We start from the raw sequence: 24,095 nt of genomic DNA on the forward strand, positions 1-24,095 counted from the left end.
TAAGCTATGCGTTTGGTGGCGATGGCGGAGGGGTTCCACACGTACCCATCCCGAACACGACCGTTAAGCCCTCTAGCGCCGATGGTACTTGGACCGCAGGGTCCTGGGAGAGTAGGACGCCGCCAAGCAAAGAACCACTGCTGATGTTATTCGGCGGTGGTTTTTATTTGTCTAATATTATATTTCTAATATAAACCGTAACAGCCCGAAGGAAATCCAGGGCTGTTTTTTTATTCCAATTTATGCGAAGTACTAAAACTTTTTAGGTTTTCCATTTCTTTATAGTCAGTTTAATTTAAGTAGACTGTCTATCTATTTATCCATTTGGTTGCATGCATGCCCTAGGCATAAAAGGGAGTTTTCCAATGCATGCTGGGTTTCTGAATCAATGATGACTCCTTGTTTGTTCATCTTCAATGTAATATGAGGAATGGTTAGAGAAGCCTCATGTAAGATTTGGGCATTAATCATGTTTAACGTCAGCAATAGTGAAGCATGGGCTTTGTCACCGCCCATGGGGCTTGGAGAAGCAGTAATGGCAACGGTGGGTTTATTGAGCCATTCTCCAGAAGATACAATCCAATCTAATGCGTTTTTTAAGACTCCAGGAACTCCATTTCCATACTCCGGTGTGCAAATCAGAACTCCATCAGAATTCTTCAGTTGGGCTCTCAAATTCTGCACGGACTCAGGACCTTTCTCAATATCGAGGTCAGGGTTAAAATGCGGTAAATCATTTAATCCACCATATACTCCAAACTTAAGGTAAGAAGGAGCCAGCTTAATTATGGCATGCATTAGTAACGTATTGGAGGACTGATTGCGCAGACTGCCGGAAATCGCAAGGATATTATATTCTTTTTTCATAGGTATACATCATCTCTATTCTTTAGTAATGTAGGGCAATCTGTTTATTTTCCTCCTGTTGGAATGGACTGTCTATAGAAAACGCATTTAATTAAGGCATTCTTCATGTTACTCAGAGGATATCCACAATTCTTCATTAAAACTGCATGCGATAGTTTGTATGACTATGGGTAATAGGATGAATAGAGCGCTTAAAATAAACCACTGAGGAATGAATCATAATAAATATTTTTTAAAATTAGTACCAAGTACTAATACTTAGTGCTATAATAGTAAAAAACAATCGAGGTGACTACCGGTATGAATCAATCAATGTCAACCATTACCGCAATGGGTACGTATGTACCGGATCGAATATTAAGTAATGCTGATTTGGAGAAGTTGGTCGACACGAGTGATGAATGGATTGTACAGCGTACAGGAATGAGAGAACGGCGCATAGCAGCTGAGGATCAATTTGTATCTGATCTGGCCACCAAGGCTGTAGAAGATATGATACGTCGTTATAATGTTAGTGTAGAAGATGTGGATATGATTCTGGTTGCTACCAGCACACCTGAATATTCATTCCCGAGCACAGCATCCAGAGTACAGGCGAATCTCAAGATTTCACATACGGGAGTGCTTGATTTAAATGCGGCATGTGCGGGGTTTACGTATGGATTACAGCTGGCTGACAGTCTGGTAACCAGTGGCATGTACCATAAAGTGTTGGTTATTGGAGCAGAGACGTTGTCCAAGATTACCGATTATACAGACCGTACGACATGTGTATTGTTCGGCGATGGGGCAGGGGCGTTTTTGGTAGAAAGAGCTGCTGAGAAAGGTGATTTTATGGCAGCCATTTCAGGTACGAGTGGAGAAGGCGGTATTCATCTCTATAAGAGTGGTCTTTCTTCTGAGATGAATGGCGTACCTCTACAGGGTGAGGGATGCCTTGTCCAGAATGGCAGAGAGATCTATAAGTGGGCAGTACGCACGATTCCAGAACAATTGAGTAGGCTTATAGCCAAAGCAGAGATGAAACCGGAGCAGATCGATTGGTTTATACCCCATAGTGCAAATCTAAGAATGATTGAAGCGGTGTGTGAACGCGGTCCTATTCCGCTGGAACGAACTTTAACAAGTGTGGAATACCGAGGTAATACATCCGCAGCTTCCATTCCTCTTGCTCTACAACTTGCAGTAGACGAAGGGAAATTAAAGAGTGGGCATCAAATAGCCCTATTTGGTTTTGGAGGCGGCTTGACCTACGCAGGTCTTGTGCTTAGATGGAGCGTACCTGATACCAATTAAAGAAACAGATAAAACTCTTTTCATGCATGAATTGAGATAACAGAAAAAAGTACACCCTTTCCATGAACGCATGAAAAGGGTGTACTTTTTTGTGTAGCAGAATGATTAAAGATAAGGTTATCTAGATCGATAGCGATTGGGCTTTGTATTTGATACCGCCAATCCCTACGAAGCAGACAATTTAGTATAAATGTTTGCGTTATTTTTATCGTAGTTTAAATTAATCTGATGAACAATTTATGGTGTGAGCTTTGGTGCTTGGCGGTGATGAGTCCCTTGCTCATAGCTGTAAGCCAGCTTGATCAAGGTTCCTTCATCAAAGGCGCGGCCCAGGAATTCCATACCTACTGGCAGACCTTCAGTTGTAAATCCAGCAGGTACAGTAATTGCCGGGAAGCCAGAGAATGGACTCAAGCGGTTGTTACCACCGGAGTTTTGTCCTTCGCCAATAACACCAGCGGCTTGCGTGGACGTCGGATAGATGATGGCATCCAGGTTGTTGTCCGCCATAACTTTCAGCAAGGACTCACGTGTGATTTGAGTGCGTTTCAGGACAATGTCCTTATATTCGGCAGTCTCCAACGTTTCCCGCGCATCACGAGTTTTCATCGACTGTTCTTGTGACTTGTCGAACTGCCCGGAAGCAATAATTTCGGACAAGCTGTGATAAGGGGCTTCGTCACCAAGAGACTCCAGATAGTCATTAAGTTGGAATTTGAACTCGTATCCACTCAAGCTTGGGTATTTGTTGATTTCAGCCAGGTTCGGAATGCTGATCGGGACTGCCGTAGCTCCCAGCGTTTTGAGTTCTTCTACAGCGTTGTTAATCACGTCAGCAACGGCTTTTTCCTCAGCTTTGGTGCTTGGGATGAGTTCGGTGGCCACACCGATCCGTGCACCTTTCAGACCGTTTACATCCAGGAAGTCTGTATAGCTAGAAGGGATTTTGCCTACAGCATAAGCGGTAGCGACATCGTTTTTGTCATAGCCGGCTGTAGCATCCAGCATGATTGCGGCATCATTCACGGTACGAGCCATAGGCCCTCCGACATCCTGTGTCAATGCAAGAGGAATGATCCCTTCACGGCTGGACAGTCCGATCGTTGGACGAATACCGACAAGGCTGTTGAAGCTGGAAGGGATACGAATTGATCCACCCGTGTCAGTACCCATGCCTGCAGCTGCGAAGTTTGAAGCGATAGCCGCACCCGTACCACCACTCGACCCGCCTGGATAGTGATCCAGCGCATAAGGATTCAGTGTTTGTCCACCCAGCGAGCTGGATGTGGTGATGCCGAATGCGAATTCATGCAGATTGGTTTTGCCCAAAATAATGGCCCCGGCTGCCTTGAGCTTCTTCACTTGTTCAGCATCGTGAGCAGGTACAGAATCTTTCAGACAGATACAGCCTGCGGTTGTAGGCATATCGTTGGTATCAAAGTTGTCTTTAACTAAAACCGGAATACCATGTAAAGGTCCGCGTGGGCCTTGAGCTGCACGTTCTTCGTCCAACGTTTCAGCGATTTTGAGGGCATCCGGATTCAAGGTCAGGACTGCGTTAATGCTCACACCCTGATCATCGTATTTTTCAATGCGATCCAGGTACTTCTGCACAAGTTCTTTGGATGTCAGCTTTCCTTGCGTCATGGCAGCCTGGAGATCCGTAATGGTGGCTTCCTCTAGAACAAATGGTTTTATGTAGTTATAAATGCGGTCTTTCAATATGGCGACATCATTTTGGGTAAGTACTGCATTAGGAAGGAAGAGGGCGTCGGTATATCCTTTCATCAACCCAGCGTTGTTCAGCGCACCAACGGCACCGGCATAGCTCGCCTGATCCGGCACATCCTTGAACGATTCTGGAGTGGACTCCAGCTTCAGCCAGGTTTGCAAAGCTAAAGCAGCATCCTTACGCTGTACTGTCGAGCCGGAAAGCTTGTCCATGGAAAAAGGAACACCTGCAAGTGTAGCCGCTTCTTCCATGGCTTGAACAAATGCAATTCCAGTGACAGGAGCCTTACCAGCTGTTACGGCTGCAACCGTAGTTTTGCTCGAAGGCGTTGCTGTTGCAGCTGACGCTGCGGGAATCGCTCCTCCCCATGTTGTGGCAACAACTGCTCCGGCCAACAACAAGGCCCCACTTTTTTTCAATATAGATCCATGATAAGTCATGCATCCACGCTCCCTTCCTGTGTATCAATGATGTGTGTTAGCGAATCTGATATAGTTGCTTTTGTCACATTCTAAATACATGTAAGGTATTCTTACAACACTCATATTTATCCAAAAAAACGTATACATACTATATTATCGCTATAGATCCTATCAAATGCTCCTAATTCCATTCACAGAAGGAAATTGTCGAAGAATATTGTGTCAACTAATGTGACATAAAAGTCGCGAGATAGACATTTCATGAGGGACATCGTTATTTGTGAAGCCAAAGCAAACCAATACCATGAAATGATATAATGAAAAGATAGAAGTGGAAGATTATCTTAATCATTGATGGAAGCAATAAAGTTATAGGTTTTATTAAGGAAAGGAAGAGATGGAGTGAAAACATTAGTACTCGCAGAAAAACCATCTGTGGCACGCGAAATAGCCAGAGTGATGGGGGCGCGTGATAAACATAAAAGTTATATGGAAGGCCCGAAATATATCGTGACCTGGGCGCTTGGACATCTCGTTGGATTGGCTGAACCAGAGGACTATGATAAAAAGTATGCAACCTGGAATCTGGAGGATCTGCCGATTCTGCCTGAACGGACCAAGCTAAAGGTACTCAAAGAGACAAACCATCAATACAAAGCCGTACAGCAGCTGATGAAACGTCAGGATGTTGGTGAATTGGTCATTGCAACGGATGCCGCACGTGAGGGTGAATTGCTAGCTCGTTGGATTATGCAAATGGCGCAGTGGAAAAAGCCGTTCAAGCGGCTGTGGATATCATCCCAGACGGACAAGGCAATCAAGGATGGATTTGCATCACTGAAGCCAGGCAGCCAGTTTGATCGTCTTTATGAATCGGCACGTTGCCGGGCAGAAGCAGATTGGATGATCGGTCTTAACGTGACGCGTGCATTGACGGTTCGATTTAATGCACAATTGTCAGCTGGACGGGTACAGACCCCCACACTTGGCATGATTATGGACAGGGAAAATGAGATCAACGGTTTCCGTTCGCAGGAGTATGAGACGTTAACGGCCGATCTGGGAGGTTTTCAGGCGGTATGGCGTGCTGCTGGTGGCGATTCACGCATCTTCGATCCGCAAGAGACACAAGAACTGAAGAAACGTATAGAGGGTCGTAAGGGTACAATTGCCCAAGTGAAAAAAAGTGAAAAGGTTGAGCCGCATCCACTGGCCTATGACCTGACGGAATTACAACGGGATGCCAACCGGAAATACGGTTTTTCCGCCAAGCAAACATCGAACGTGCTGCAGCGCCTTTATGAACAGCACAAGCTGGTAACCTACCCACGTACAGACAGCCGTTACCTGACATCGGATATGACGGGAACGCTGAAAGAACGACTGGATAGTGTTGCGATTGGCCCCTATGCGTCTTTGGCTCGTCCGTTGTTGCGTAAAAATCTGAATATCACCAAACGTATCGTGGATGACAGCAAGGTAACCGATCACCACGCGATCATTCCAACAGAACAGACGGTTCTCCTCAATCAGCTGAATCCAGAGGAACGTAAGTTATACGATCTGATCGTACGCCGTTTTATCAGCTTGTTCTATCCGGCTGCGAAGTACGACTCTGTTGCGATTACTGTTCAGGTGGGTAACGATTCCTTCCATGTGAAAGGCACAACGGTGAAAGAAAGTGGTTGGCGGGAAGTGTACGGCGGAGATTATAGCGATGAGGATGATGATCGTGCTGAAGATTCCTCAGACCATGAGCGTGCGCTTTTGCCAGACGTGCAGCAAGGTCAGTCCGTGACGGTTCAACGTTGTCATATCAAAAGTGGACGGACGATGCCGCCCAAACGGTATACCGAGGCAGCTTTGCTTTCCCAAATGGAGAAGTATGGACTGGGTACTCCGGCTACCCGTGCGGATATTATCGAGAAGCTGGTAAGTTCCGACACCATCGATCGTCAAGGAAACAGCATGCATCCAACGGGAAAAGGAAAACAGTTAATTGAACTGGCTGCTCCTCAGCTGCGTACACCGGATTTAACAGCCCGCTGGGAAGCTGAACTCGAGCGCATTGCTCGTGGGCAAGGGAAGCCAGAGCCTTTCCTGGAAAGCATTCGTTCAATGGCGAAAGAGCTTGTGTCTACGGTAAAAGGAAGCAAAGCGGAGTATAAGCCGCATAATGTATCGAATAGTCACTGCCCGGATTGTAATGCACGCTTGCTTGAGAAGAAGGGTAAACGTGGCAAGTTCCTCGTATGTCCAACAGAGGATTGCGGATATCGTCGTTCGGCTGAAAAACGATTATCCAACCGTCGCTGTGCACAGTGTCACAAAAAGATGGAAATTAAAGAGGGTAAGGCAGGTTTATACGTGCAATGTCTGCCTTGCGGCATAACGGAAACATTGGATAAAGACAAACAGCATGTGAACAAACGTGATCAGCAAAAGCTGGTCAAACAATATGCGAAACAGGAGTCGATCGGCTCCAATCTGGGAGAACTGTTGAAGGCAGCCATGGAGAAAAAGGGAGAGTAAGACTGTCGTATAAGATTCTCCTTTTTCAGGCAACGTAAGCCTAGGAGGTGATACGTAGATGCCACATAACAAACCAGAAAAGATTCATAACCAACAGAACAAAGACAGCATTCAGGAAGAGAGTATCTCTGTACGTCCCGAAAAGGCAGCAAAAAGAGCACCAAACCTGAATGGTATTCCTAAACAGGAGTCATAGGTTCGGTATTCGGGATTCATTGCTTCTAAATATCTTTGCGGTTCCCTTCTCGCGTTGATCATGTTCCTTCAGAGGACTATAATGGAGGTACAGGGAGATGTCCCGGGACAGGGGGACCGCTAGAATTATATGCAAACCGGATTGATACTGTGGTTTTTATTTATCAACGTAGTAGGTTACCTGGTCATGTCAGATGACAAGAAACGTGCTCAGCGCCGTCGAGACCGTACACCCGAACGAACGCTGTTTCTGCTGGCCTTTATTGGTGGGGCATTGGGGGTATGGATTGCAATGTATCGTAAACGTCACAAGACCAAACATCCCAGTTTTACGATCGGCATTCCGTTGTTGTTATTCCTAAATGCGGTAATCTATGGGTATTTCCTGCAATAAGGTAAGGATTGAATGGTTAGGATCTGCTGTACTCCAGGTGAATGACTAGAATGATTATGTAAAATGTTTCTTATAAATGGTTCATTTAGACCTGGGGACGTTTAAGGAGTTACATGGTTCTTGTATTTTATGTCAGACCGAAGCTGGCTTCGAATGTTCTACATATAAAGGAAGGGACGGGATTTACATGTTATTCTCCAAAATATTAGTAGCATATGATGGTTCGAAAGCTTCAAATAAGGCACTTGATCGTGCGATTGAGTTAGCCAAAGTTTCTCCGGGTGCTGTTTTGGATGTTATCCATGCCTTTGACTTTCCACGTGTATTCATCGGGGAAGGACTGGCACCTTTGCCACCTTCATTGAATAATGACTACTATAATTTGGCGGTGCAAACAACGGATGAAGCGAAAGAGCGGATTCAGGCTGCTGGCGTTACAGCGAACGTGGATCTGATTCAAGGAGCTGCTGCCGAGGTTCTTCTCGATTATGCCAAAGAAAACGGATCGGACATTATTATTATTGGTAGTCGTGGTCTTGGTGGAATCCGGGAATTTGTCTTGGGCAGCGTCAGTCACAACGTAGTTCAGCATGCTCAGGTTCCGGTACTTATCGTGAAATAATTATAGAATGTGTGTATACACATAATAGAGAAAAGCCGGCTGTCTTCGATAGGTTGAAGAGGGGTCGGCTTTCTTTTTTGGAATAAAAGGGTTGCTGTATCTTCGAATGATCGGTTATTTCCGAACATTACATTTGTCAATATGTTAAATGTTCGTCTTTAAGTTGACATTAGCTGTAGGGGATTGTTAGAATGTTAGATGTGTCGATCAGTTATATATAAGGTCGAGTAGGTTCGAAAGATGTGGAATCTTCAATATTAATGAATTAATTTGTTGAAATAGATATTTGCTCGTATAACGCCGGGAATAGGGCCCGGAAGTATCTACCCGGGAACCGTAAATTTCCGGACTACGAGGAGATACGGCTGAGAGACGCATGAAGATGCGGACAGCAAGCCTGCCTTTGGCATGCCCAAATGCGGGATACGTATTTCTTGGAGTCCGGTGTCCGGAGAAAATGTGATGTTTTCGCGGGTAGCGGATTTTTTCATTTCACAATAAACGAGATGCAACAGGATGAAACCAAAACGCTCAGACGGGAGTTGGATGTATTCATGTCAGTACAGGTAGCTGTAATTATGGGCAGTAAGTCGGATTGGGAAACGATGAAGTATACTTGTGAGGTGCTGGACGAGCTGGAGATTGGGTATGAAAAAAAGGTCGTATCTGCGCATCGCACACCAGATTTGATGTTTGAATATGCGGAGCAAGCGATTGACCGTGGATTCAAGGTCATCATTGCAGGTGCGGGCGGGGCGGCACATCTGCCCGGTATGGTCGCTTCCAAAACGATGCTTCCGGTCATTGGAGTTCCCGTGCAATCCAAGGCACTAAATGGTCTCGATTCCTTGCTGTCCATTGTTCAGATGCCTGGCGGCATTCCCGTCGCAACGGTCGCGATTGGCAAGGCAGGTGCAACGAATGCCGGATTGCTTGCGGCTCAGATCATCGGTGCTTTTGACCAGGATGTCCAGCGTCGCAGCGAAGCCCGCAGAGAGCGAATCAAACAAGAAGTGCTCGAAAGCAGTGACGAAATATGACGAATACAAAAATTCAATCCGGATCAGCAGGCGAAGCAGAACGTGTCTTGCTCCCAGGAAAAACAACCATCGGTGTTCTTGGAGGTGGGCAGCTTGGACGGATGCTGACACTTGCCGGAACAGCGATGGGTTATCGGTTCGTTACACTTGATCCGGCAGCAGATGCTCCTTGTGGACAAATTGCCGATCAGATTGAAGCGGGATATGACGATGAAAAGGCTGCACTCGACCTGGCTCGGCAATGTGATGTAATCACTTATGAGTTCGAGAATGTAGATGCAGATGTTGCTTCTCTCCTAGAACGGGAATCCTATGTACCGCAAGGAAGTGCGTTATTGTACACAACCCAGCATCGTTTGCGTGAAAAACGAGCCATTGAGGCGGCTGGTGTACGTGTAGCTCCTTACCGGGAAATTACAAGCAAGGACACCATGAAGGCAGCAGTGAGTGAACTGGGTGTTCCTTGTGTACTGAAGACGGTGACCGGCGGATACGACGGCAAGGGGCAACGAGTTATTCGCGAAACCAATCAGGCGGTAGCTGCTTATGAAGAACTCGCAGCTACCGGTGCGGAACTGGTATTGGAGCAATTCATCAAGTTTGACTGCGAAATTTCAGTCGTTGTTGCACGCAGCACGAATGGAGAAATTAAGACGTTCCCGCCTGCGGAGAACATTCATGTGAACAACATTTTGCATGCTTCGATTGTACCCGCAAGAGTGGCGACTGAAATACAGATTGAGGCGCAGAAGTTGGCAGCAGCAGTGGCTCAATCCATACAAGCCGTTGGATTGCTCGCAGTGGAGTTGTTTGTTGCGGCAGATGGAAGACTGTATGTGAATGAGTTGGCACCTAGGCCGCATAATTCCGGTCACTATACGATGGAGGCCTGTGCAACATCACAATTTGAACAGCATATTCGTGCGATTTGCGGATTGCCGCTTGGAGATACTTCATTATTGAGCCCGGTTGTTATGGTCAATGTGCTTGGAGAACATCTGGAAGGTATAATTGCCAGAACGGGTCAGGCTGACGCGGAAGCGTTGGAACTCGGTGTGATTCCTAAGCTTCATATATATGGTAAATCCGAAGCGAAGAAAGGACGGAAAATGGGGCATGTCAATCTGCTCTGTCAGGATGTCGAAGAAGGATTACAATGGATTGAACAAACTAATCTTTGGAGGAATACAAATTTATGATCGAACGTTATAGCAGACCCGAAATGAGAGCTATTTGGACTGAGGAGAACAAATTCAAGTCATGGCTGGAAGTTGAAATTTGTGCATGTGAAGCTTGGGCAGAGCTTGGCGTCATTCCTAAGGAAGAAGCAGCATTGCTTCGTCAGAACGCTTCTTTTGACATCGACCGCATTTACGAGATTGAACAGGAAACACGTCATGACGTTATTGCTTTCACACGTACGGTATCGGAAAGTCTGGGAGCAGAGCGGAAATGGGTGCACTACGGACTGACTTCCACGGATGTCGTTGATACGGCTCTCGGATATGTACTCCGTCAGGCAAACGAAATCTTGGAACGTGATATCGTGAACTTTATCGAAATTTTACGTGACAAAGCGAAGACTTATCAGCACACGCCAATGATGGGACGTACACATGGGGTGCATGCGGAGCCAACGACATTTGGTCTGAAAATGGCACTCTGGCATGAAGAAATGAAACGGAATCTGGAGCGTTTCCGCCACGCGGCAGACAACGTACAGTACGGTAAAATCTCTGGAGCAGTTGGCACATACGCGAACATCGATCCATTTGTTGAAGAGTTTGTCTGCGAGAAGTTGGGTACGAAGCCTGCACCAATCTCAACTCAAACGCTGCAACGTGACCGTCATGCAGAATACATGGCTACACTGGCATTGATCGCAACATCTTTGGACAAGTTCGCTACAGAAGTACGTGCGCTGCAAAAGAGTGAGTTCCGTGAAGTGGAAGAAGCATTTGCGAAAGGTCAAAAGGGATCTTCTGCAATGCCGCACAAACGTAACCCAATCGGCAGTGAAAATATTTCCGGTCTGTCCCGCGTCATTCGTGGACATATGGTATCGGCATACGAGAACGTGACACTGTGGCATGAGCGTGATATCTCGCACTCTTCCGTAGAGCGTATCATTCTGCCGGATGCAACGATGCTGTTGAACTACATGCTGAACCGTTTTGGTAACATCGTGAAGAACTTGACGGTATTCCCTGAAAATATGAAACGCAATATGGAGCGCACTTTCGGTGTACCATTCTCCGGTCGCGTCATGACGAAGCTGATCGACAAAGGTTTCAGCCGCGAGCAAGCGTACGATACTGTTCAACCACGTGCGATGCAAGCATGGGAAGAACAACGCCAGTTCCAGGATATCGTGAAATCCACACCGGAAATCACGGAAGTGCTGAGCGAAGAGGAAATCGCAGATGCGTTCAACCCATCATGGCACCTGAAGCACGTAGACACCATCTTCAAAAAGCTTGGTTTGAACGACTAATATAATACTCTCATAAGGCTAGAGAACTGAATGATGGGTCGGCTGGGAACGCAGAGGACAGAAATAAGCTGAAGAAGCGAAGCGTTCGCCTTTATCACCGGATTTTCACTTTGAAAAAGTGGAATCAAAAAATCTGGGGATAACAGCGATCGGAAGATTGTTCTGTCATCGAAGTGGAGTCCGCACCATCAGGATTCTGTTCTTAGCCTTACATCTCCTGAAAGAAGGTGAGCCTCCATGGCGCTGTCCACTGCGGCAGATCTCGTTAAAGCTCCTTTGTTATATAAGGGAAAAGTACGTGAGTTGTACGATCTGGGTGAACATTTTCTCATCGTGGTTACGGACCGGATTTCGGCATTTGACTATGTGCTGGACCCAGCCGTTCCCGAAAAGGGCAATGTGCTTAATAAACTGAGCAGCTTCTGGTTTGAACTGACGGGCGACATGATGGATAACCACGTGGTGCATACGGATGTAAACCAATTGGGCGATATCATTACTGATTCTGGACTGCTCAAAGACCGCATCATGGTGACCCGCAAAGCCGAGCGCATTGATATTGAATGTGTGGTGCGTGGATACATTACCGGTGGTGGATGGAGACAATATGAGAAAAGCGGAGAGGTCAACGGCATCAAGCTGCCGGATGGACTTCGCAAAAACGCCAAGCTCGACGTTCCCATCTTCACCCCAGCAGCTAAAAACGATGTCGGTCATGACGAAGACATTTCGATGGATCGAATGAAAGAAATTGTGGGAGATACTCTCGCGATTGAGCTTCAGGAAAAGAGCCTGCGTCTCTACGAATTCGCTCGCGACTATTGCGATCAGCGGGGCATCATTCTCGCAGACTGCAAATTCGAGTTCGGCATGGTCGATGGCAAAGTCATTCTGATCGATGAAATCTTCACGCCAGACGCTTCTCGCTTCTGGGCCCAGGAGAATTATGCACTCGATATCGAGATCGACAGCATGGATAAAGAGCCAGTGCGCACCTATCTGTTAGGCAGCGATTGGGACAAGAACAGCAAACCTGACCCGCTGCCACAAGAGGTAGTGGAGGCCACAACCGCAAGATACGTCGATATTTATAATCGTCTAACGAAATAATAGGTTGTAACGTTTCAGTGAGCTTCGGGAAAGTTTGAGGAGGCTAACGTTTGAGTGTAGGCTACGGGAAAGTTTGGCTTACGATCGCTGTTGCCCCCGGAATGTTTTGATTGGAATCCTTTTTTCAAAAGGAAACATTCCGGTTGCAAAGGCGAACGCTTACGCTTCTCCAGCTCAAATCTTTCCCTCCGCCAGTGTCAAACTGGGGGATGAGGCAATTAAGAGCGATGGCTTCCCACAGGTAGGGAAGCCTGAAAAGATTACGAGAATTAAATTCATTAATTACTAAAGTAACTTAAAAACCATTCACTGGTTTCACGTAATGGTCAGTCCCGACCATTACACACCGTGCAACGTAAAAGGGTTTAGGCCTTTAAAAAACGTCGCATGGACTAGCGGAGGGGCGGAATTGTTCTTAAAGGAGCGATAGCGTTCGCCTTTGTCCCCGGGTTTTGACCGCAGAGCGGTTCAAAACAATCAAAAAAACCTGGGGACAACAGCGACCGGAAGAACAATCCGCCCCGGAGCAAGCTCCCAAGTCACTTTTTTTAACAGCGTAAAGCATTTATCCCGTTCATTACTGAGGAGGAACATAAGGATCATGATCAAAGCAACCGTCTATGTCACTATTAAGCAAAGCGTTCTCGACCCGCAAGGAGTAGCTGTTCAAGGTGCCCTGCACTCGATGGGATTCAATGAAGTGGAAAGTGTACGGATTGGTAAAGTCATGGAACTGACTCTGGATACAACAGACCGTGCGGAAGCGGAGAAACGATTGACAGTAATGTGTGAGAAGCTCCTGGCTAACACCGTTGTTGAAGATTACCGCTACGAATTGGAGGGTTAATCCCATGAAATTTGCAGTTCTTGTGTTTCCTGGCTCCAACTGCGACATCGACTGTTACAAAGCAGTAGAAGATGCGATTGGACAAGAGGTTGATTATGTATGGCACACGGCTACAGATCTATCGGCTTATGATTGTATCCTAGTTCCAGGTGGTTTCTCTTATGGTGACTATCTGCGCTGCGGAGCGATATCCCGTTTTGCACCCGTAATGAACGAGGTAGCTAAGGCTGCTAAACAAGGTAAATATATTCTGGGCATTTGCAACGGATTCCAGATCCTCACTGAGGCGGGATTACTTCCAGGTGCATTGATCCGCAATATGTCGCTGAAATTCCGTTGTCACGATACAGTGTTGAAAGTAGCGAATGCAGATACTCCATTTACACGTGACTATGCACCTGGGGAAGAGATTGTTATTCCGATTGCTCACGGTGAAGGAAACTATTACTGTGACGAGGAAACGCTCGCGAGTTTGCAGGCTAATAACCAGATCGTCTTTACGTATGGAAGCAACCCGAACGGATCCCTGGGTGATATCGCGGGAATCTGTAATGAGGGTGGAAACGTGGTTGGCATGATGCCACATCCAGAGCGCGCGGTGGACTCACTACTGGGTTCGGAAGACGGCAAACGTATGTTTACATCTATTTTGAAAGCATGGAGGGATCGGCATGACGCAGCAGCTATCCGCTAAGGAACCGACGGCAGAACAGGTCGCAGAACATAAACTTTACGCACAAATGGGCGTATCTGACAGCGAGTATGAGCTGATCTGTGAGTTCATGGGGCGTAAGCCGAACTACACGGAAATTGGTGTTTTCAGTGTTATGTGGTCCGAGCATTGCGCGTACAAAAACTCCAAGCCGTTACTGCGCCGTTTCCCAACAAGTGGGCCACGTGTCCTGATGGGACCTGGTGAAGGTGCCGGTATCGTGGATATCGGTGATAACCAGGCCGTTGTATTCAAAATTGAAAGCCATAACCATCCTTCCGCGGTTGAGCCTTACCAAGGTGCTGCAACAGGTGTAGGCGGAATTATCCGTGATATTTTCTCCATGGGCGCAAGACCGGTTGCATTGCTGAACTCCCTTCGTTTTGGCAAGCTGGAGAGCGATCGCGTTAAATATTTGTTCGAACATGTTGTAGCAGGTATTGCAGGATACGGGAACTGTATCGGTATTCCTACCGTTGCTGGTGAAGTGATGTTTGATGAGAGCTACGAAGGCAATCCGCTGGTTAACGCGATGTGTGTGGGACTGATTGATCATGACAAGATCCAGCGCGGTGTAGCTAAAGGTGTGGGGAACCCAGTGTATTATGTTGGGCCACCAACAGGCCGGGATGGTATTCATGGAGCAACCTTTGCATCGGTTGAACTGACGGAAGAATCCGAGTCCCAACGGACAGCGGTTCAGGTTGGTGATCCGTTTATGGAGAAACTGGTGATGGAATCCTGTCTGGAATTGATCGACACGGGAATCGTGCTGGGAATTCAAGATATGGGTGCCGCTGGTCTGACATGTTCGAGTGCAGAGATGGCAAGTAAAGCAGGTAATGGTCTGGAACTGTATCTGGATCAGGTGCCACAGCGTGAAGAAGGCATGACACCTTACGAGATGATGTTGTCCGAGTCCCAAGAACGGATGTTGTTCGTCGTTGAGCCGAAGGATGAGGCGCAGGCGATGGAAATCTTTGAACGTTGGGGCGTAATCTGTGCCAAAGTCGGTAAAGTAACGGATGATGGTCGTCTGAAATTGATTCACCACGGCGAAGTGGTTGGAGACATGCCGGTAACAGCACTGGTTGACGAGTGCCCTGTGTATGACAAACCTTCTTCTGTACCTGCCTACTACGAGCAAAGTGCTTCCATCGACACGCTTCGTTACGACGAAGTGTCGGATCTCGGCGGAGCTTTGAAACAAGTGCTGGCTTCACCAACAGTAGCGAGTAAAAAATGGGTTTATGATCAATATGACTACATGGTGCGTACAAGCACTGCCGTTCGTCCTGGTTCGGATGCAGCCGTAGTTACGATTCGTGGTACACGCAAAGGTCTCGCGATGACAACGGACTGTAATGGACGTTATGTTTATCTTGATCCTGAAGTAGGTGGACGGATTGCCGTAAGTGAAGCAGCGCGTAACATTGTATGTTCCGGTGCAGAGCCGCTGGCGATCACGGACAACCTGAACTTCGGTAACCCGGAGAAGCCGGATATTTTCTGGCAAATGGAGAAAGCGGTAGACGGTATGGCGGAAGCTTGCCGCGTGCTGGATACACCGGTCATCGGTGGTAACGTAAGTCTGTACAATGAAAACGCCAAAGGCTCTATCTATCCAACGCCAGTTGTCGGTATGGTAGGTCTCGTTCATGATACGGATCATATCACGACACAAGCATTCAAATCCGAAGGTGATGTTATCATCCTCCTCGGTGACACAAAAGCTGAACTGGGTGGCAGCGAGCTGCAATATGCGGTTCATGGTCAGACGGAAGGTCGTCCGCCAGAACTGAATTTGCAAACGGAAAAAGCGTTGCTCAGCACGGTGTTGGAAGCTATTCAATCCGGTCTCGTTCGCTCTGCACATGACTTGTCTGAAGGCGGCTTGGCTGTTGCCCTCGCAGAGTCTTGTATCAGCGGTAACGTAGGAGCACAGGTGAATGTGGAGACTGCATTACGTGCAGATCACGCCCTGTTCAGTGAGAGCCAATCCCGTATCTTGTTGTCGGCTACGCCAGAGCAAGCGGGTAAACTTGAAGCATTTGTACGTGAGCGCGGTGTACCTGTAGCTGTGATTGGACGTGTAGAAGGAAGTAACCTGACGATTGAATTGAACGGAACATCAGCCGTGAGCGAACCTGTAGGAGGTTTGGCTCAGGTCTGGGAGGATGCGATTCCATGTCTCATGAACTGACGACAGGACCGTTGTGGACAGGCGATTATTATAATGAAGGGTCCGGCAAGGAAGGACTCGACAAATTGAAGGAAGAATGCGGCGTGTTCGGGGTGTTCAGACACCCTGACGCAGCTTCGCTCTCCTATTATGGACTGCATGCGCTGCAACATCGGGGCGAAGAAAGTGCAGGCATGTGTGTGAGTGATGGCAGCCAGTTTAACTATCATCGCGGCATGGGTCTGGTGAAGGAAGTCTTCACTAAAGACCTGATGCAGACGTTGACCGGGGATATTTCCATTGGACATGTCCGTTATTCAACAAGTGGTGACAGTAAGCTGACGAACGCACAGCCATTAGTATTCAAATACCGTGATGGCGATTTGGCAGTAGCAACCAACGGAAACATTGTTAATGCACCAACTATTCGGCGTGAGCTGGAGCAGAGCGGATCTATTTTTCAAACGACCAGTGATACCGAAGTTATTGCCCATCTGATTGCACGATCCTCCAAAGGATTGGTAGAAGCCGCGAAGGATGCGTTCCAGCGCATTGTGGGTGGTTATGCATTTCTGATCATGACCAACGACAAATTGCTGGTTGCTTCTGATCCCCATGGTCTGCGTCCGCTCACAATGGGTAAATTGGGAGATGCGTATCTGTTCGCATCCGAGACATGTGCATTGGAGACGATTGGTGCAGAGTTGATTCGTGACATTGAACCGGGTGAACTGTTGGTGCTGGATGCGGAAGGTCTTCACGAGGACCGCTTCGATCATCACAAACACCGCAAGGCACTGTGTGCGATGGAGTATATCTACTTTGCCCGTCCGGACAGTGACATGAATGGTGCAAACCAGCATGCTGCGCGTAAACGGATGGGTAGCCGGATGGCGATTGAGTCGTTTGTCGATGCAGATCTGGTAACAGGTGTACCGGACTCCAGTATTTCCGCGGCAATCGGCTACGCCGAGCAGACAGGGATTCCGTATGAGATGGGTATGATCAAAAACAAATACACCGGACGTACGTTTATCCAGCCAAGCCAGGAACTGCGGGAACAAGGCGTGAAGATGAAACTGAGTGCTGTGCGCCGTGTGGTAGAAGGCAAACGCGTGGTCATGATTGACGACTCCATCGTACGGGGAACAACTTCCCGACGGATCGTAAACATGCTGCGTGATGCCGGAGCAACGGAAGTACATGTACGCATTACATCACCACCATTCAAAAACCCGTGCTTCTACGGCATCGATACGCCTGACAGTCGGGAGTTGATTGCATCTCAGCTGTCGGTGGAAGAAATTTGCCGTGAAATCAACGCGGACTCCCTGTCGTTCCTCAGCCCCGATGGGCTGATTACGTCGATTCAGGGAGATAATCAGGATGACTACAAAGGCGGGCTTTGCCTCGCATGTTTTGATAATGATTACCCAACCCGCCTCGACTTCGGCGGCGAAGAGAAATTCGGCTGCAGCTGCTAGCCCTTAAGCCCCGCCTTGCGGAGCAACAGGGGCCCGGGCAGCGGTGCGAAGCAGCTGCCCCCGGGCGCAGCCCGAGCCCTTAGCCCCGCCTTGCGGAGCAACAGGGGCTCAGGCAGCCAAGCGAAGCAGCTGCCCCCGGGCAAAGCCCTAGCCCATAAGCCCCGCCTTGCGGAGCAACAAGGGCACGGGCAGCCAGGCGAAGCAGCTGCCCTCCGGGCGCAGCCCGAGCCCTTAAGCCCCGCCTTGCGGAGCAATAGGGGCTAGGGCAGCGGTGCGAAGCAGCTACCCCCGGGCAAAGCCCGAGCCCTTAAGCCCCGCCTTGCGGAGCAACAGGGGCCAGGGCAGCGGTGCGAAGCAGCTGCCCCCGCGGGCGAACCCCGCAGCGCAGCCAAGCGGGGTTCGCCGACCGGTGGCCTGCGGCCAACGGAATCGGCGAACAACCACGCGAGCATACGAACGAACCAACCATAGCAAGATCATACCAGCCACCCCTGCACCGCTTGTTTGGCGGGTGTCCAGAGGGCCTGCCAAGGTCCTTTGGGGTCCTCCCGGGCGGGAGGATTTAGGAGGGGCGAAAAAAAAGGAGCTGATTCCACTTGTCCGAAGCATACAAAAACGCCGGCGTCGATATCGCGGCAGGCAACGAAGCGGTTGAACGGATGAAAAAACACGTGAAGCGTACCTTCCGTCCGGAAGTGATGACAGATCTGGGAGGCTTTGGCGCCCTGTTCGGTTTGAACAAAGATAAATATGATGAGCCGGTGCTTGTATCCGGTACAGACGGTGTAGGAACCAAGCTGAAAATCGCATTTGCCATGGACCGTCATGATACCATCGGAATCGACGCTGTAGCCATGTGTGTGAACGACATTGTGGTACAGGGCGCAGAGCCGCTGTTCTTCCTCGACTATCTGGCTTGTGACAAAGTCATCCCGGAGAAAATCGAAGCCATTGTTGCGGGAATCGCAGAAGGATGTCATCAGTCGGGCTGTGCTCTGATCGGTGGCGAAACGGCTGAAATGCCGGGTATGTACAGTGAAGGTGAATACGATATTGCCGGATTTACTGTAGGTATCGTGGACAAAGCGAAAATCATTAACGGTACAACGATTGCTCCTGGCGATACGGTCATCGGACTTGCATCCAGCGGTGTGCATAGTAACGGATTCTCCTTGGTACGCAAACTTTTGTTGGAACAAGCCGGATTGGGCTTGAAGGATGAAGTCGCTGAATTGGGCGGCAAGCTGGGTGATGCACTGTTGGAACCAACGAAAATTTATGTAAAACCACTCCTGTCCCTGCTTGAAAAGGTAAAAGTAAAAGGCATGGCCCACATTACTGGTGGTGGCTTCATCGAGAACATCCCGCGTATGCTGCCAAGCAGCGTGAATGTAGATATTGATTATGGTTCTTGGCCGATTCTTCCAATCTTCAGCCTGCTGCAAGAAAAAGGATCTGTCTCAAACCGCGACATGTTCACCACGTTTAATATGGGGATCGGACTTGTCCTGGTCGTGAACGAAGCAGATGCAGGTGAAGCATTGGAACAATTGAAAGCATCCGGTGAAGAAGCGTACATCATTGGACGTGTGACCGAAGGAGATGCGCGAGTAACCTTCACGGGAGCGGATGTTTAATGGCGAACTACCGTATTGCTGTATTTGCCTCTGGTGAAGGGTCGAACTTTCAGGCATTGGTTGATGCAGCACGGAACGGAGGGCTGGGGGCATCCATAGATCTGCTGGTATGTGACAAACCGGCTGCACGTGTGGTGCAACGGGCGCAGGATGCAGGTGTGGAATGCCATCTGTTTACTCCCAAAAATTATGATTCCCGCGAAGCCTACGAGGCCGAGATCGTGGAAGTGCTTGAATCCAGAAACATTGACCTGGTTGTTCTTGCCGGATACATGAGATTGTTGACTTCAGTAGTCGTGGATCGCTATGCAGGACGACTGATTAACATTCATCCGTCCTTGTTGCCAGCGTTTGCAGGCAAAGATGCCATAGGGCAGGCACTGGAATATGGCGTTAAAATCACCGGTGTTACCGTCCACTTTGTGGATGGGGGCATGGATACAGGGCCGATTATTGCCCAGCATCCGGTTTCCATTTTGCCAGAGGACACGGCTGAATCCGTCAGTCGGTCCATCCATGCTGCCGAACAGCAGCTGTACCCTGAGGTTGTATCCTGGTTTGCTCAGGGAGGGGTTCAACTCGAAGGTCGACAAGTTACGGTACGGAAACCGGTTTGATATAAGTTGGAATCTTTTACACGTTAATGGAGAGGCCAGAAATAAGCTGTAGAAGCGAAGCGCTCGCCTAAAAGCTTTCTGAAAGAAAGCTGCATCGGAAGCATATGCTTCGCTTTTATCACCGGATTTTCCCTTTAAGAAAAGGGAATCAAAAAATCTGGGAATAGCAGCGATCGAAAGATTATTCTGGACTCGTAGTGTTTTAGTGTAAACTCATTCGTTCAACTTATATAACAGAAGTCGAAAATTGGTACGCATTTTGTGATATTTCTCGGGAAATAAATCGGTTGTGTTTCGCCATGAAACGCGAAGCCATGGGACATTAAAGGAGGAGCATATTGTGAGTATCAAAAGAGCGCTGGTCAGCGTATGGGATAAAACAGGCATCGTGGACTTTTGCCGCGAGCTGTCGCAAATGGGTGTGGAGATTATTTCGACAGGAGGTACAAGCAGTCTGTTGTCGAAGGAAGGCGTACCTGTCATCGGAATTTCGGATGTGACCGGATTCCCGGAGATTATGGACGGACGTGTTAAAACATTACATCCAGCAGTGCATGGTGGTTTATTGGCTGTACGTGACAGCGAAGAGCACAAGCGCCAGATGGAAGAGAATGGACTGGATTATATCGACCTCGTTGTTGTAAACCTGTATCCGTTCCAGGACACCATCGCCAAACCGGACGTAACGTATGAGGACGCAATCGAGAACATCGATATTGGTGGTCCAACCATGCTTCGTTCTGCTGCCAAAAACCATGCTTATGTTAGTGTCGTTGTAGACACAGCAGATTATGGCAAGGTGCTTGAAGAGGTCCGCAGCAATGGGGACACCACACTCGAGACACGCAAACGGCTTGCGGCAAAAGTGTTCCGCCATACAGCGGCATACGATGCAGTTATTTCCGATTATCTCTCCAACCTGAACGGTGATCCACTGCCAGAGCGTCTGACGGTTACTTACGAAAAACTCCAGGATTTGCGCTACGGCGAAAATCCACATCAGCAGGCGGCATTCTATCGCAAACCGCTGGCAGCCCAAGATACGTTGACAACAGCCGAGCAATTGCATGGCAAAGAGTTGTCCTACAATAATATCAACGATGCGAACGCAGCATTGCAGATTGTGAAAGAATTTGAAGAACCGGCAGTTGTGGCGGTTAAACATATGAATCCTTGCGGCGTGGGTATTGGCGAAAGCATCTACGAAGCTTATGGAAAAGCTTATGCGGCTGATCCAACTTCTATCTTTGGTGGAATCGTGGCAGCCAACCGCATTATCGATAGCGATACAGCAGCTAAACTGAGTGAGATTTTCCTGGAAATCGTACTGGCTCCTGATTTTACACAAGAGGCACTCGACATCCTGACCAAAAAGAAAAATATTCGTTTGCTCAAAACGGGTGAACTGAACGCTGCCCGCAATCGGGAAAGTAACTTCGTAGTAACCTCCATCGACGGCGGCATGATCGTGCAACAAAGCGATGTGCATTCCATTGAAGCGAGCGAGCTCAAGGTAGTTACAGATCGTGCACCATCCGAAGAAGAACTGAAACAGTTGTTGTTTGGTTGGAAAGTGGTTAAGCACGTGAAATCCAATGCAATCGTGCTTGCAGCAAACGACATGACTGTAGGTGTAGGCGCAGGGCAAATGAACCGTGTGGGCGCAGCCAAGATTGCTATTGAACAAGCTGGAGAACTAGCCAAGGGAGCCATTCTGGCATCCGATGCGTTCTTCCCAATGGGCGATACACTGGAACTTGCAGCGAAAGCTGGAGTTACAGCCGTTATTCAACCAGGTGGTTCAATCAAGGACGAAGAGTCTATCAAAGTAGCGAATGAATACGGCATTGCCATGGTCTTCACAGGCGTTCGTCACTTCAAACACTAGAACGAAAAAGGTTTAATAAGGGGTGTCGCCTGTCATGCTTATGACTTATGGTACACCCCTTCTTTTTTAAGCTATTTCAATACGTAATAGTATAACAAAACCAGTTATGCACGGAGGGGGAACAACGCTAATGGATATTCTGGTAGTGGGCGGCGGTGGCCGGGAACACGCAATCATATGGGCACTGGCGAAAAGTCCGAAGGCAGGCAAGATTCATTGTGCTCCGGGAAATGCAGGCATTGCACAGCTTGCCGAGTGTCATCCGATTGCGGTAAATGATTTCGATAAACTGACGGCACTTGCCGTTGAGCTTAACGTGGGATTGGTTGTTATTGGGCCAGACGATCCGCTCGCAGACGGCATTGTAGATGCTTTTGATAAAACAGGCATTCCGGTATTTGGACCACGCCGCAATGCAGCAGAGATTGAAGGCAGCAAAACGTTTATGAAAGACTTACTGCACAAATACAATATTCCGACTGCAGCCTATGAGAAGTTCGACAATTACGAGCAAGCGCAGGCTTATCTGAATGAGCAGGCCATTCCTGTGGTAATCAAGGCCGATGGGCTGGCAGCTGGAAAAGGTGTTACCGTAGCCTATTCCCGTGATGAGGCTGACCAGGCACTCAACAGCATTATGGTGGACAAAGTATTTGGTGAAGCAGGAGCCAAAGTCATTATCGAAGAATTCCTGGCAGGTCAGGAAATGTCGATTTTGGCGTTTGTCGATGGGGAGACCGTTCGTCCGATGGCTGCTGCACAGGATCACAAACCGGTATTCGACAATGATCAGGGGCCAAACACGGGCGGAATGGGTACATACTCGCCATTGCCACATATCCCGGCTTCGATTATTGAAGAAGCGGTAGAGACGATTATCAAACCAACAGCCAAAGCGATGGTATCCGAAGGGCGCCCGTTCCAAGGTGTATTGTTTGCCGGGCTGATGATTTCGCCAGATGGTAAACCCAAAACGATTGAGTTCAACGCTCGTTTCGGTGATCCTGAGACTCAGGTCGTATTGCCGCGTCTGAAGAGTGATCTGTTCGACATTTTCTGGGCAACTGTGCACGGGAAATTGGCGGATATCGAGATTGAGTGGAGCGACGAAGCCGCTGTATGTGTGGTGCTTGCATCTGGAGGCTATCCTGGTCCGTATGCAAAAGGTGTAGTTATTGAAGGACTGGATCAAGTCGACGAAGCAGTGGTATTCCATGCTGGAACGGCACGTAATGAATCTGGAGAATGGGTCACCAATGGTGGACGGATTCTAGGCGTTGTGGGTCTTGGTTCTGATATTGCCGAAGCCAGAAACAACGCCTACGCTCAAGCGGAACGTATTCATTTTGACGGTAAACATCAACGTTCTGATATTGCTGCCAAAGCGTTGGTATAACTAATTCTAATTCATTGTAACTTGATAAAGTGAAACCAAAGGGCCCGTAAAGATGTACACCGAAAAAGGTGTTTGCATCCTGCGGGCCCTTTTCAACGTATACATGATTATCGTATCATTGCTGGACTTGTCATGGTCCGGATAAGGCAAAGAAGAACGGTTGTACTTAAAAGCCTGTAGTGGGTTTAATCGACCAAAGTAAAGGGTACCATTTCTATAAACTGTTCTATACTAATTATGTGAACCATATCACATAAAATAAAACTGTAGATCGAGAAAGACCACATACATAAAAGTTTATTTTGTGAACTCATTTTATTATCTATATTCCAAACCATAACGTGCAACTGGATGGTTTGGCGTAGAACATGTTATACTTTTCTGAAACAGGAATGAACAAGAGGGGAGGTGGATATCTATTGGGAAGGCGATATTGTAAACTGTCCAAATGGAGAATTTTGGTGGAGTAAATCGAGAAACAATGACAGCATGAGGGGGAACCCTGTTTTTAGTGAAGTAGTTTCTATAAGTGATTGACTTCATCCTGAATTCCTGTTTTGCAATTTTACAAGGTCAAAGTGCAACCTATACACAATTTATCATTTATCGATTTCATATAAGGCATACG

At 48.0% G+C, this 24,095-nt stretch carries 19 protein-coding genes, 1 rRNA gene and 1 riboswitch; of the genes, 18 read left to right on the forward strand and 2 right to left on the reverse strand.

The features are described 5' to 3' along the window. Positions 1-11 precede the first annotated feature (11 nt). A 5S ribosomal RNA gene (rrf, locus tag HP548_RS03675) occupies positions 12-128 on the forward strand. A gap of 184 nt (positions 129-312) precedes the next feature. Here rrf and HP548_RS03680 read toward each other — a convergent pair. Further along, positions 313-867: an NADPH-dependent FMN reductase gene (locus HP548_RS03680; RefSeq protein ID WP_076291576.1), complete on the reverse strand. Its 555-nt coding sequence runs from the start codon at positions 865-867 to the stop codon at positions 313-315. A gap of 300 nt (positions 868-1,167) precedes the next feature. Between HP548_RS03680 and HP548_RS03685 the strand changes: the two genes are divergently transcribed. Further along, complete coding sequence (locus HP548_RS03685; protein WP_175380924.1) at positions 1,168-2,163, forward strand: ketoacyl-ACP synthase III; 996 nt, start codon at positions 1,168-1,170, stop codon at positions 2,161-2,163. Positions 2,164-2,400: 237 nt separating this feature from the next. On the opposite strand, the gene HP548_RS03690 is transcribed toward HP548_RS03685, so the two are convergent. Next, positions 2,401-4,335 (reverse strand): amidase family protein, encoded by a 1,935-nt coding sequence (locus HP548_RS03690; RefSeq protein WP_175380925.1) that lies wholly within the window; start codon positions 4,333-4,335, stop codon positions 2,401-2,403. 384 nt (positions 4,336-4,719) lie between these two features. On the opposite strand from HP548_RS03690, the gene HP548_RS03695 reads away from it, so the two are divergent. The 16 genes from HP548_RS03695 to purD all read left to right on the forward strand — a co-directional run bounded on the left by HP548_RS03695 (position 4,720) and on the right by purD (position 23,467). Further along, positions 4,720-6,849 carry a DNA topoisomerase 3 gene (locus tag HP548_RS03695; protein WP_175380926.1) on the forward strand — a complete coding sequence of 710 codons (2,130 nt, stop codon included), beginning with the start codon at positions 4,720-4,722 and terminating at the stop codon, positions 6,847-6,849. A gap of 58 nt (positions 6,850-6,907) precedes the next feature. Beyond that, positions 6,908-7,045, forward strand: coding sequence for a hypothetical protein (locus HP548_RS03700; RefSeq protein ID WP_162842470.1), 138 nt, complete (start codon positions 6,908-6,910; stop codon positions 7,043-7,045). A gap of 129 nt (positions 7,046-7,174) precedes the next feature. Beyond that, positions 7,175-7,438 carry a DUF1294 domain-containing protein gene (locus HP548_RS03705; RefSeq protein WP_063568208.1) on the forward strand — a complete coding sequence of 88 codons (264 nt, stop codon included), beginning with the start codon at positions 7,175-7,177 and terminating at the stop codon, positions 7,436-7,438. A gap of 187 nt (positions 7,439-7,625) precedes the next feature. After that, the gene (locus tag HP548_RS03710) at positions 7,626-8,060 is read left to right on the forward strand and encodes a universal stress protein (protein ID WP_024633549.1); all 435 of its coding nucleotides are present in this window, start codon (positions 7,626-7,628) and stop codon (positions 8,058-8,060) included. Between the two features lie 270 nt (positions 8,061-8,330). Beyond that, a riboswitch (purine riboswitch) is annotated at positions 8,331-8,432 on the forward strand. Between the two features lie 182 nt (positions 8,433-8,614). Beyond that, a complete protein-coding gene (gene purE / locus HP548_RS03715) occupies positions 8,615-9,100 on the forward strand; it encodes a 5-(carboxyamino)imidazole ribonucleotide mutase (RefSeq protein WP_076291681.1) in 486 nt (161 codons plus the stop codon). Then, on the forward strand, positions 9,097-10,299 hold the full coding sequence (gene purK, locus HP548_RS03720) for a 5-(carboxyamino)imidazole ribonucleotide synthase (protein ID WP_099858957.1): 1,203 nt from the start codon (positions 9,097-9,099) through the stop codon (positions 10,297-10,299). Before purE ends, purK begins: the two co-directional genes overlap by 4 nt. Continuing rightward, positions 10,296-11,594 (forward strand): adenylosuccinate lyase, encoded by a 1,299-nt coding sequence (purB, locus tag HP548_RS03725; protein WP_063568205.1) that lies wholly within the window; start codon positions 10,296-10,298, stop codon positions 11,592-11,594. Before purK ends, purB begins: the two co-directional genes overlap by 4 nt. A gap of 237 nt (positions 11,595-11,831) precedes the next feature. Beyond that, positions 11,832-12,704 carry a phosphoribosylaminoimidazolesuccinocarboxamide synthase gene (locus HP548_RS03730; RefSeq protein ID WP_076291581.1) on the forward strand — a complete coding sequence of 291 codons (873 nt, stop codon included), beginning with the start codon at positions 11,832-11,834 and terminating at the stop codon, positions 12,702-12,704. 601 nt (positions 12,705-13,305) lie between these two features. Beyond that, entirely contained in the window at positions 13,306-13,551 is a 246-nt protein-coding gene (gene purS, locus HP548_RS03735; protein ID WP_024633544.1) for a phosphoribosylformylglycinamidine synthase subunit PurS, read from the forward strand. A 4-nt stretch (positions 13,552-13,555) separates the two neighbouring features. Next, on the forward strand, positions 13,556-14,245 hold the full coding sequence (gene purQ / locus HP548_RS03740; RefSeq protein ID WP_175380927.1) for a phosphoribosylformylglycinamidine synthase subunit PurQ: 690 nt from the start codon (positions 13,556-13,558) through the stop codon (positions 14,243-14,245). Then, positions 14,223-16,466 carry a phosphoribosylformylglycinamidine synthase subunit PurL gene (gene purL / locus HP548_RS03745; RefSeq protein WP_175380928.1) on the forward strand — a complete coding sequence of 748 codons (2,244 nt, stop codon included), beginning with the start codon at positions 14,223-14,225 and terminating at the stop codon, positions 16,464-16,466. Before purQ ends, purL begins: the two co-directional genes overlap by 23 nt. Then, positions 16,451-17,929, forward strand: a complete 1,479-nt coding sequence (purF, locus tag HP548_RS03750) for an amidophosphoribosyltransferase (protein ID WP_175380929.1) — start codon at positions 16,451-16,453, stop codon at positions 17,927-17,929. Before purL ends, purF begins: the two co-directional genes overlap by 16 nt. 596 nt (positions 17,930-18,525) lie before the next feature. Then, positions 18,526-19,566 carry a phosphoribosylformylglycinamidine cyclo-ligase gene (purM, locus tag HP548_RS03755; RefSeq protein ID WP_099858963.1) on the forward strand — a complete coding sequence of 347 codons (1,041 nt, stop codon included), beginning with the start codon at positions 18,526-18,528 and terminating at the stop codon, positions 19,564-19,566. Then, positions 19,566-20,183 (forward strand): phosphoribosylglycinamide formyltransferase, encoded by a 618-nt coding sequence (gene purN / locus HP548_RS03760; RefSeq protein WP_175380930.1) that lies wholly within the window; start codon positions 19,566-19,568, stop codon positions 20,181-20,183. Before purM ends, purN begins: the two co-directional genes overlap by 1 nt. 340 nt (positions 20,184-20,523) lie before the next feature. Then, entirely contained in the window at positions 20,524-22,071 is a 1,548-nt protein-coding gene (purH, locus tag HP548_RS03765) for a bifunctional phosphoribosylaminoimidazolecarboxamide formyltransferase/IMP cyclohydrolase (protein ID WP_076291588.1), read from the forward strand. Between the two features lie 130 nt (positions 22,072-22,201). Beyond that, positions 22,202-23,467, forward strand: a complete 1,266-nt coding sequence (purD, locus tag HP548_RS03770; protein WP_175380931.1) for a phosphoribosylamine--glycine ligase — start codon at positions 22,202-22,204, stop codon at positions 23,465-23,467. Positions 23,468-24,095: the final 628 nt, after the last annotated feature.

The organism is Paenibacillus taichungensis (assembly GCF_013359905.1).
Classification (GTDB): domain Bacteria; phylum Bacillota; class Bacilli; order Paenibacillales; family Paenibacillaceae; genus Paenibacillus; species Paenibacillus taichungensis.

Excerpts from the sequence above, each read along its gene's own strand:
- HP548_RS03680 (WP_076291576.1), bottom strand. The coding sequence starts at position 867 with ATGAAAAAAGAATATAATATCCTTGCGATTTCCGGCAGTCTGCGCAAT.
- purF (WP_175380929.1), top strand. The coding sequence starts at position 16,451 with ATGTCTCATGAACTGACGACAGGACCGTTGTGGACAGGCGATTATTAT.
- HP548_RS03710 (WP_024633549.1), top strand. The coding sequence starts at position 7,626 with ATGTTATTCTCCAAAATATTAGTAGCATATGATGGTTCGAAAGCTTCA.
- HP548_RS03730 (WP_076291581.1), top strand. The coding sequence starts at position 11,832 with ATGGCGCTGTCCACTGCGGCAGATCTCGTTAAAGCTCCTTTGTTATAT.
- purN (WP_175380930.1), top strand. The coding sequence starts at position 19,566 with ATGGCGAACTACCGTATTGCTGTATTTGCCTCTGGTGAAGGGTCGAAC.
- purL (WP_175380928.1), top strand. The coding sequence starts at position 14,223 with ATGACGCAGCAGCTATCCGCTAAGGAACCGACGGCAGAACAGGTCGCA.
- HP548_RS03700 (WP_162842470.1), top strand. The coding sequence starts at position 6,908 with ATGCCACATAACAAACCAGAAAAGATTCATAACCAACAGAACAAAGAC.
- HP548_RS03705 (WP_063568208.1), top strand. The coding sequence starts at position 7,175 with ATGCAAACCGGATTGATACTGTGGTTTTTATTTATCAACGTAGTAGGT.
- purS (WP_024633544.1), top strand. The coding sequence starts at position 13,306 with ATGATCAAAGCAACCGTCTATGTCACTATTAAGCAAAGCGTTCTCGAC.
- purD (WP_175380931.1), top strand. The coding sequence starts at position 22,202 with ATGGATATTCTGGTAGTGGGCGGCGGTGGCCGGGAACACGCAATCATA.
- purQ (WP_175380927.1), top strand. The coding sequence starts at position 13,556 with ATGAAATTTGCAGTTCTTGTGTTTCCTGGCTCCAACTGCGACATCGAC.
- HP548_RS03690 (WP_175380925.1), bottom strand. The coding sequence starts at position 4,335 with ATGACTTATCATGGATCTATATTGAAAAAAAGTGGGGCCTTGTTGTTG.
- purB (WP_063568205.1), top strand. The coding sequence starts at position 10,296 with ATGATCGAACGTTATAGCAGACCCGAAATGAGAGCTATTTGGACTGAG.
- purK (WP_099858957.1), top strand. The coding sequence starts at position 9,097 with ATGACGAATACAAAAATTCAATCCGGATCAGCAGGCGAAGCAGAACGT.
- HP548_RS03685 (WP_175380924.1), top strand. The coding sequence starts at position 1,168 with ATGAATCAATCAATGTCAACCATTACCGCAATGGGTACGTATGTACCG.
- purE (WP_076291681.1), top strand. The coding sequence starts at position 8,615 with ATGTCAGTACAGGTAGCTGTAATTATGGGCAGTAAGTCGGATTGGGAA.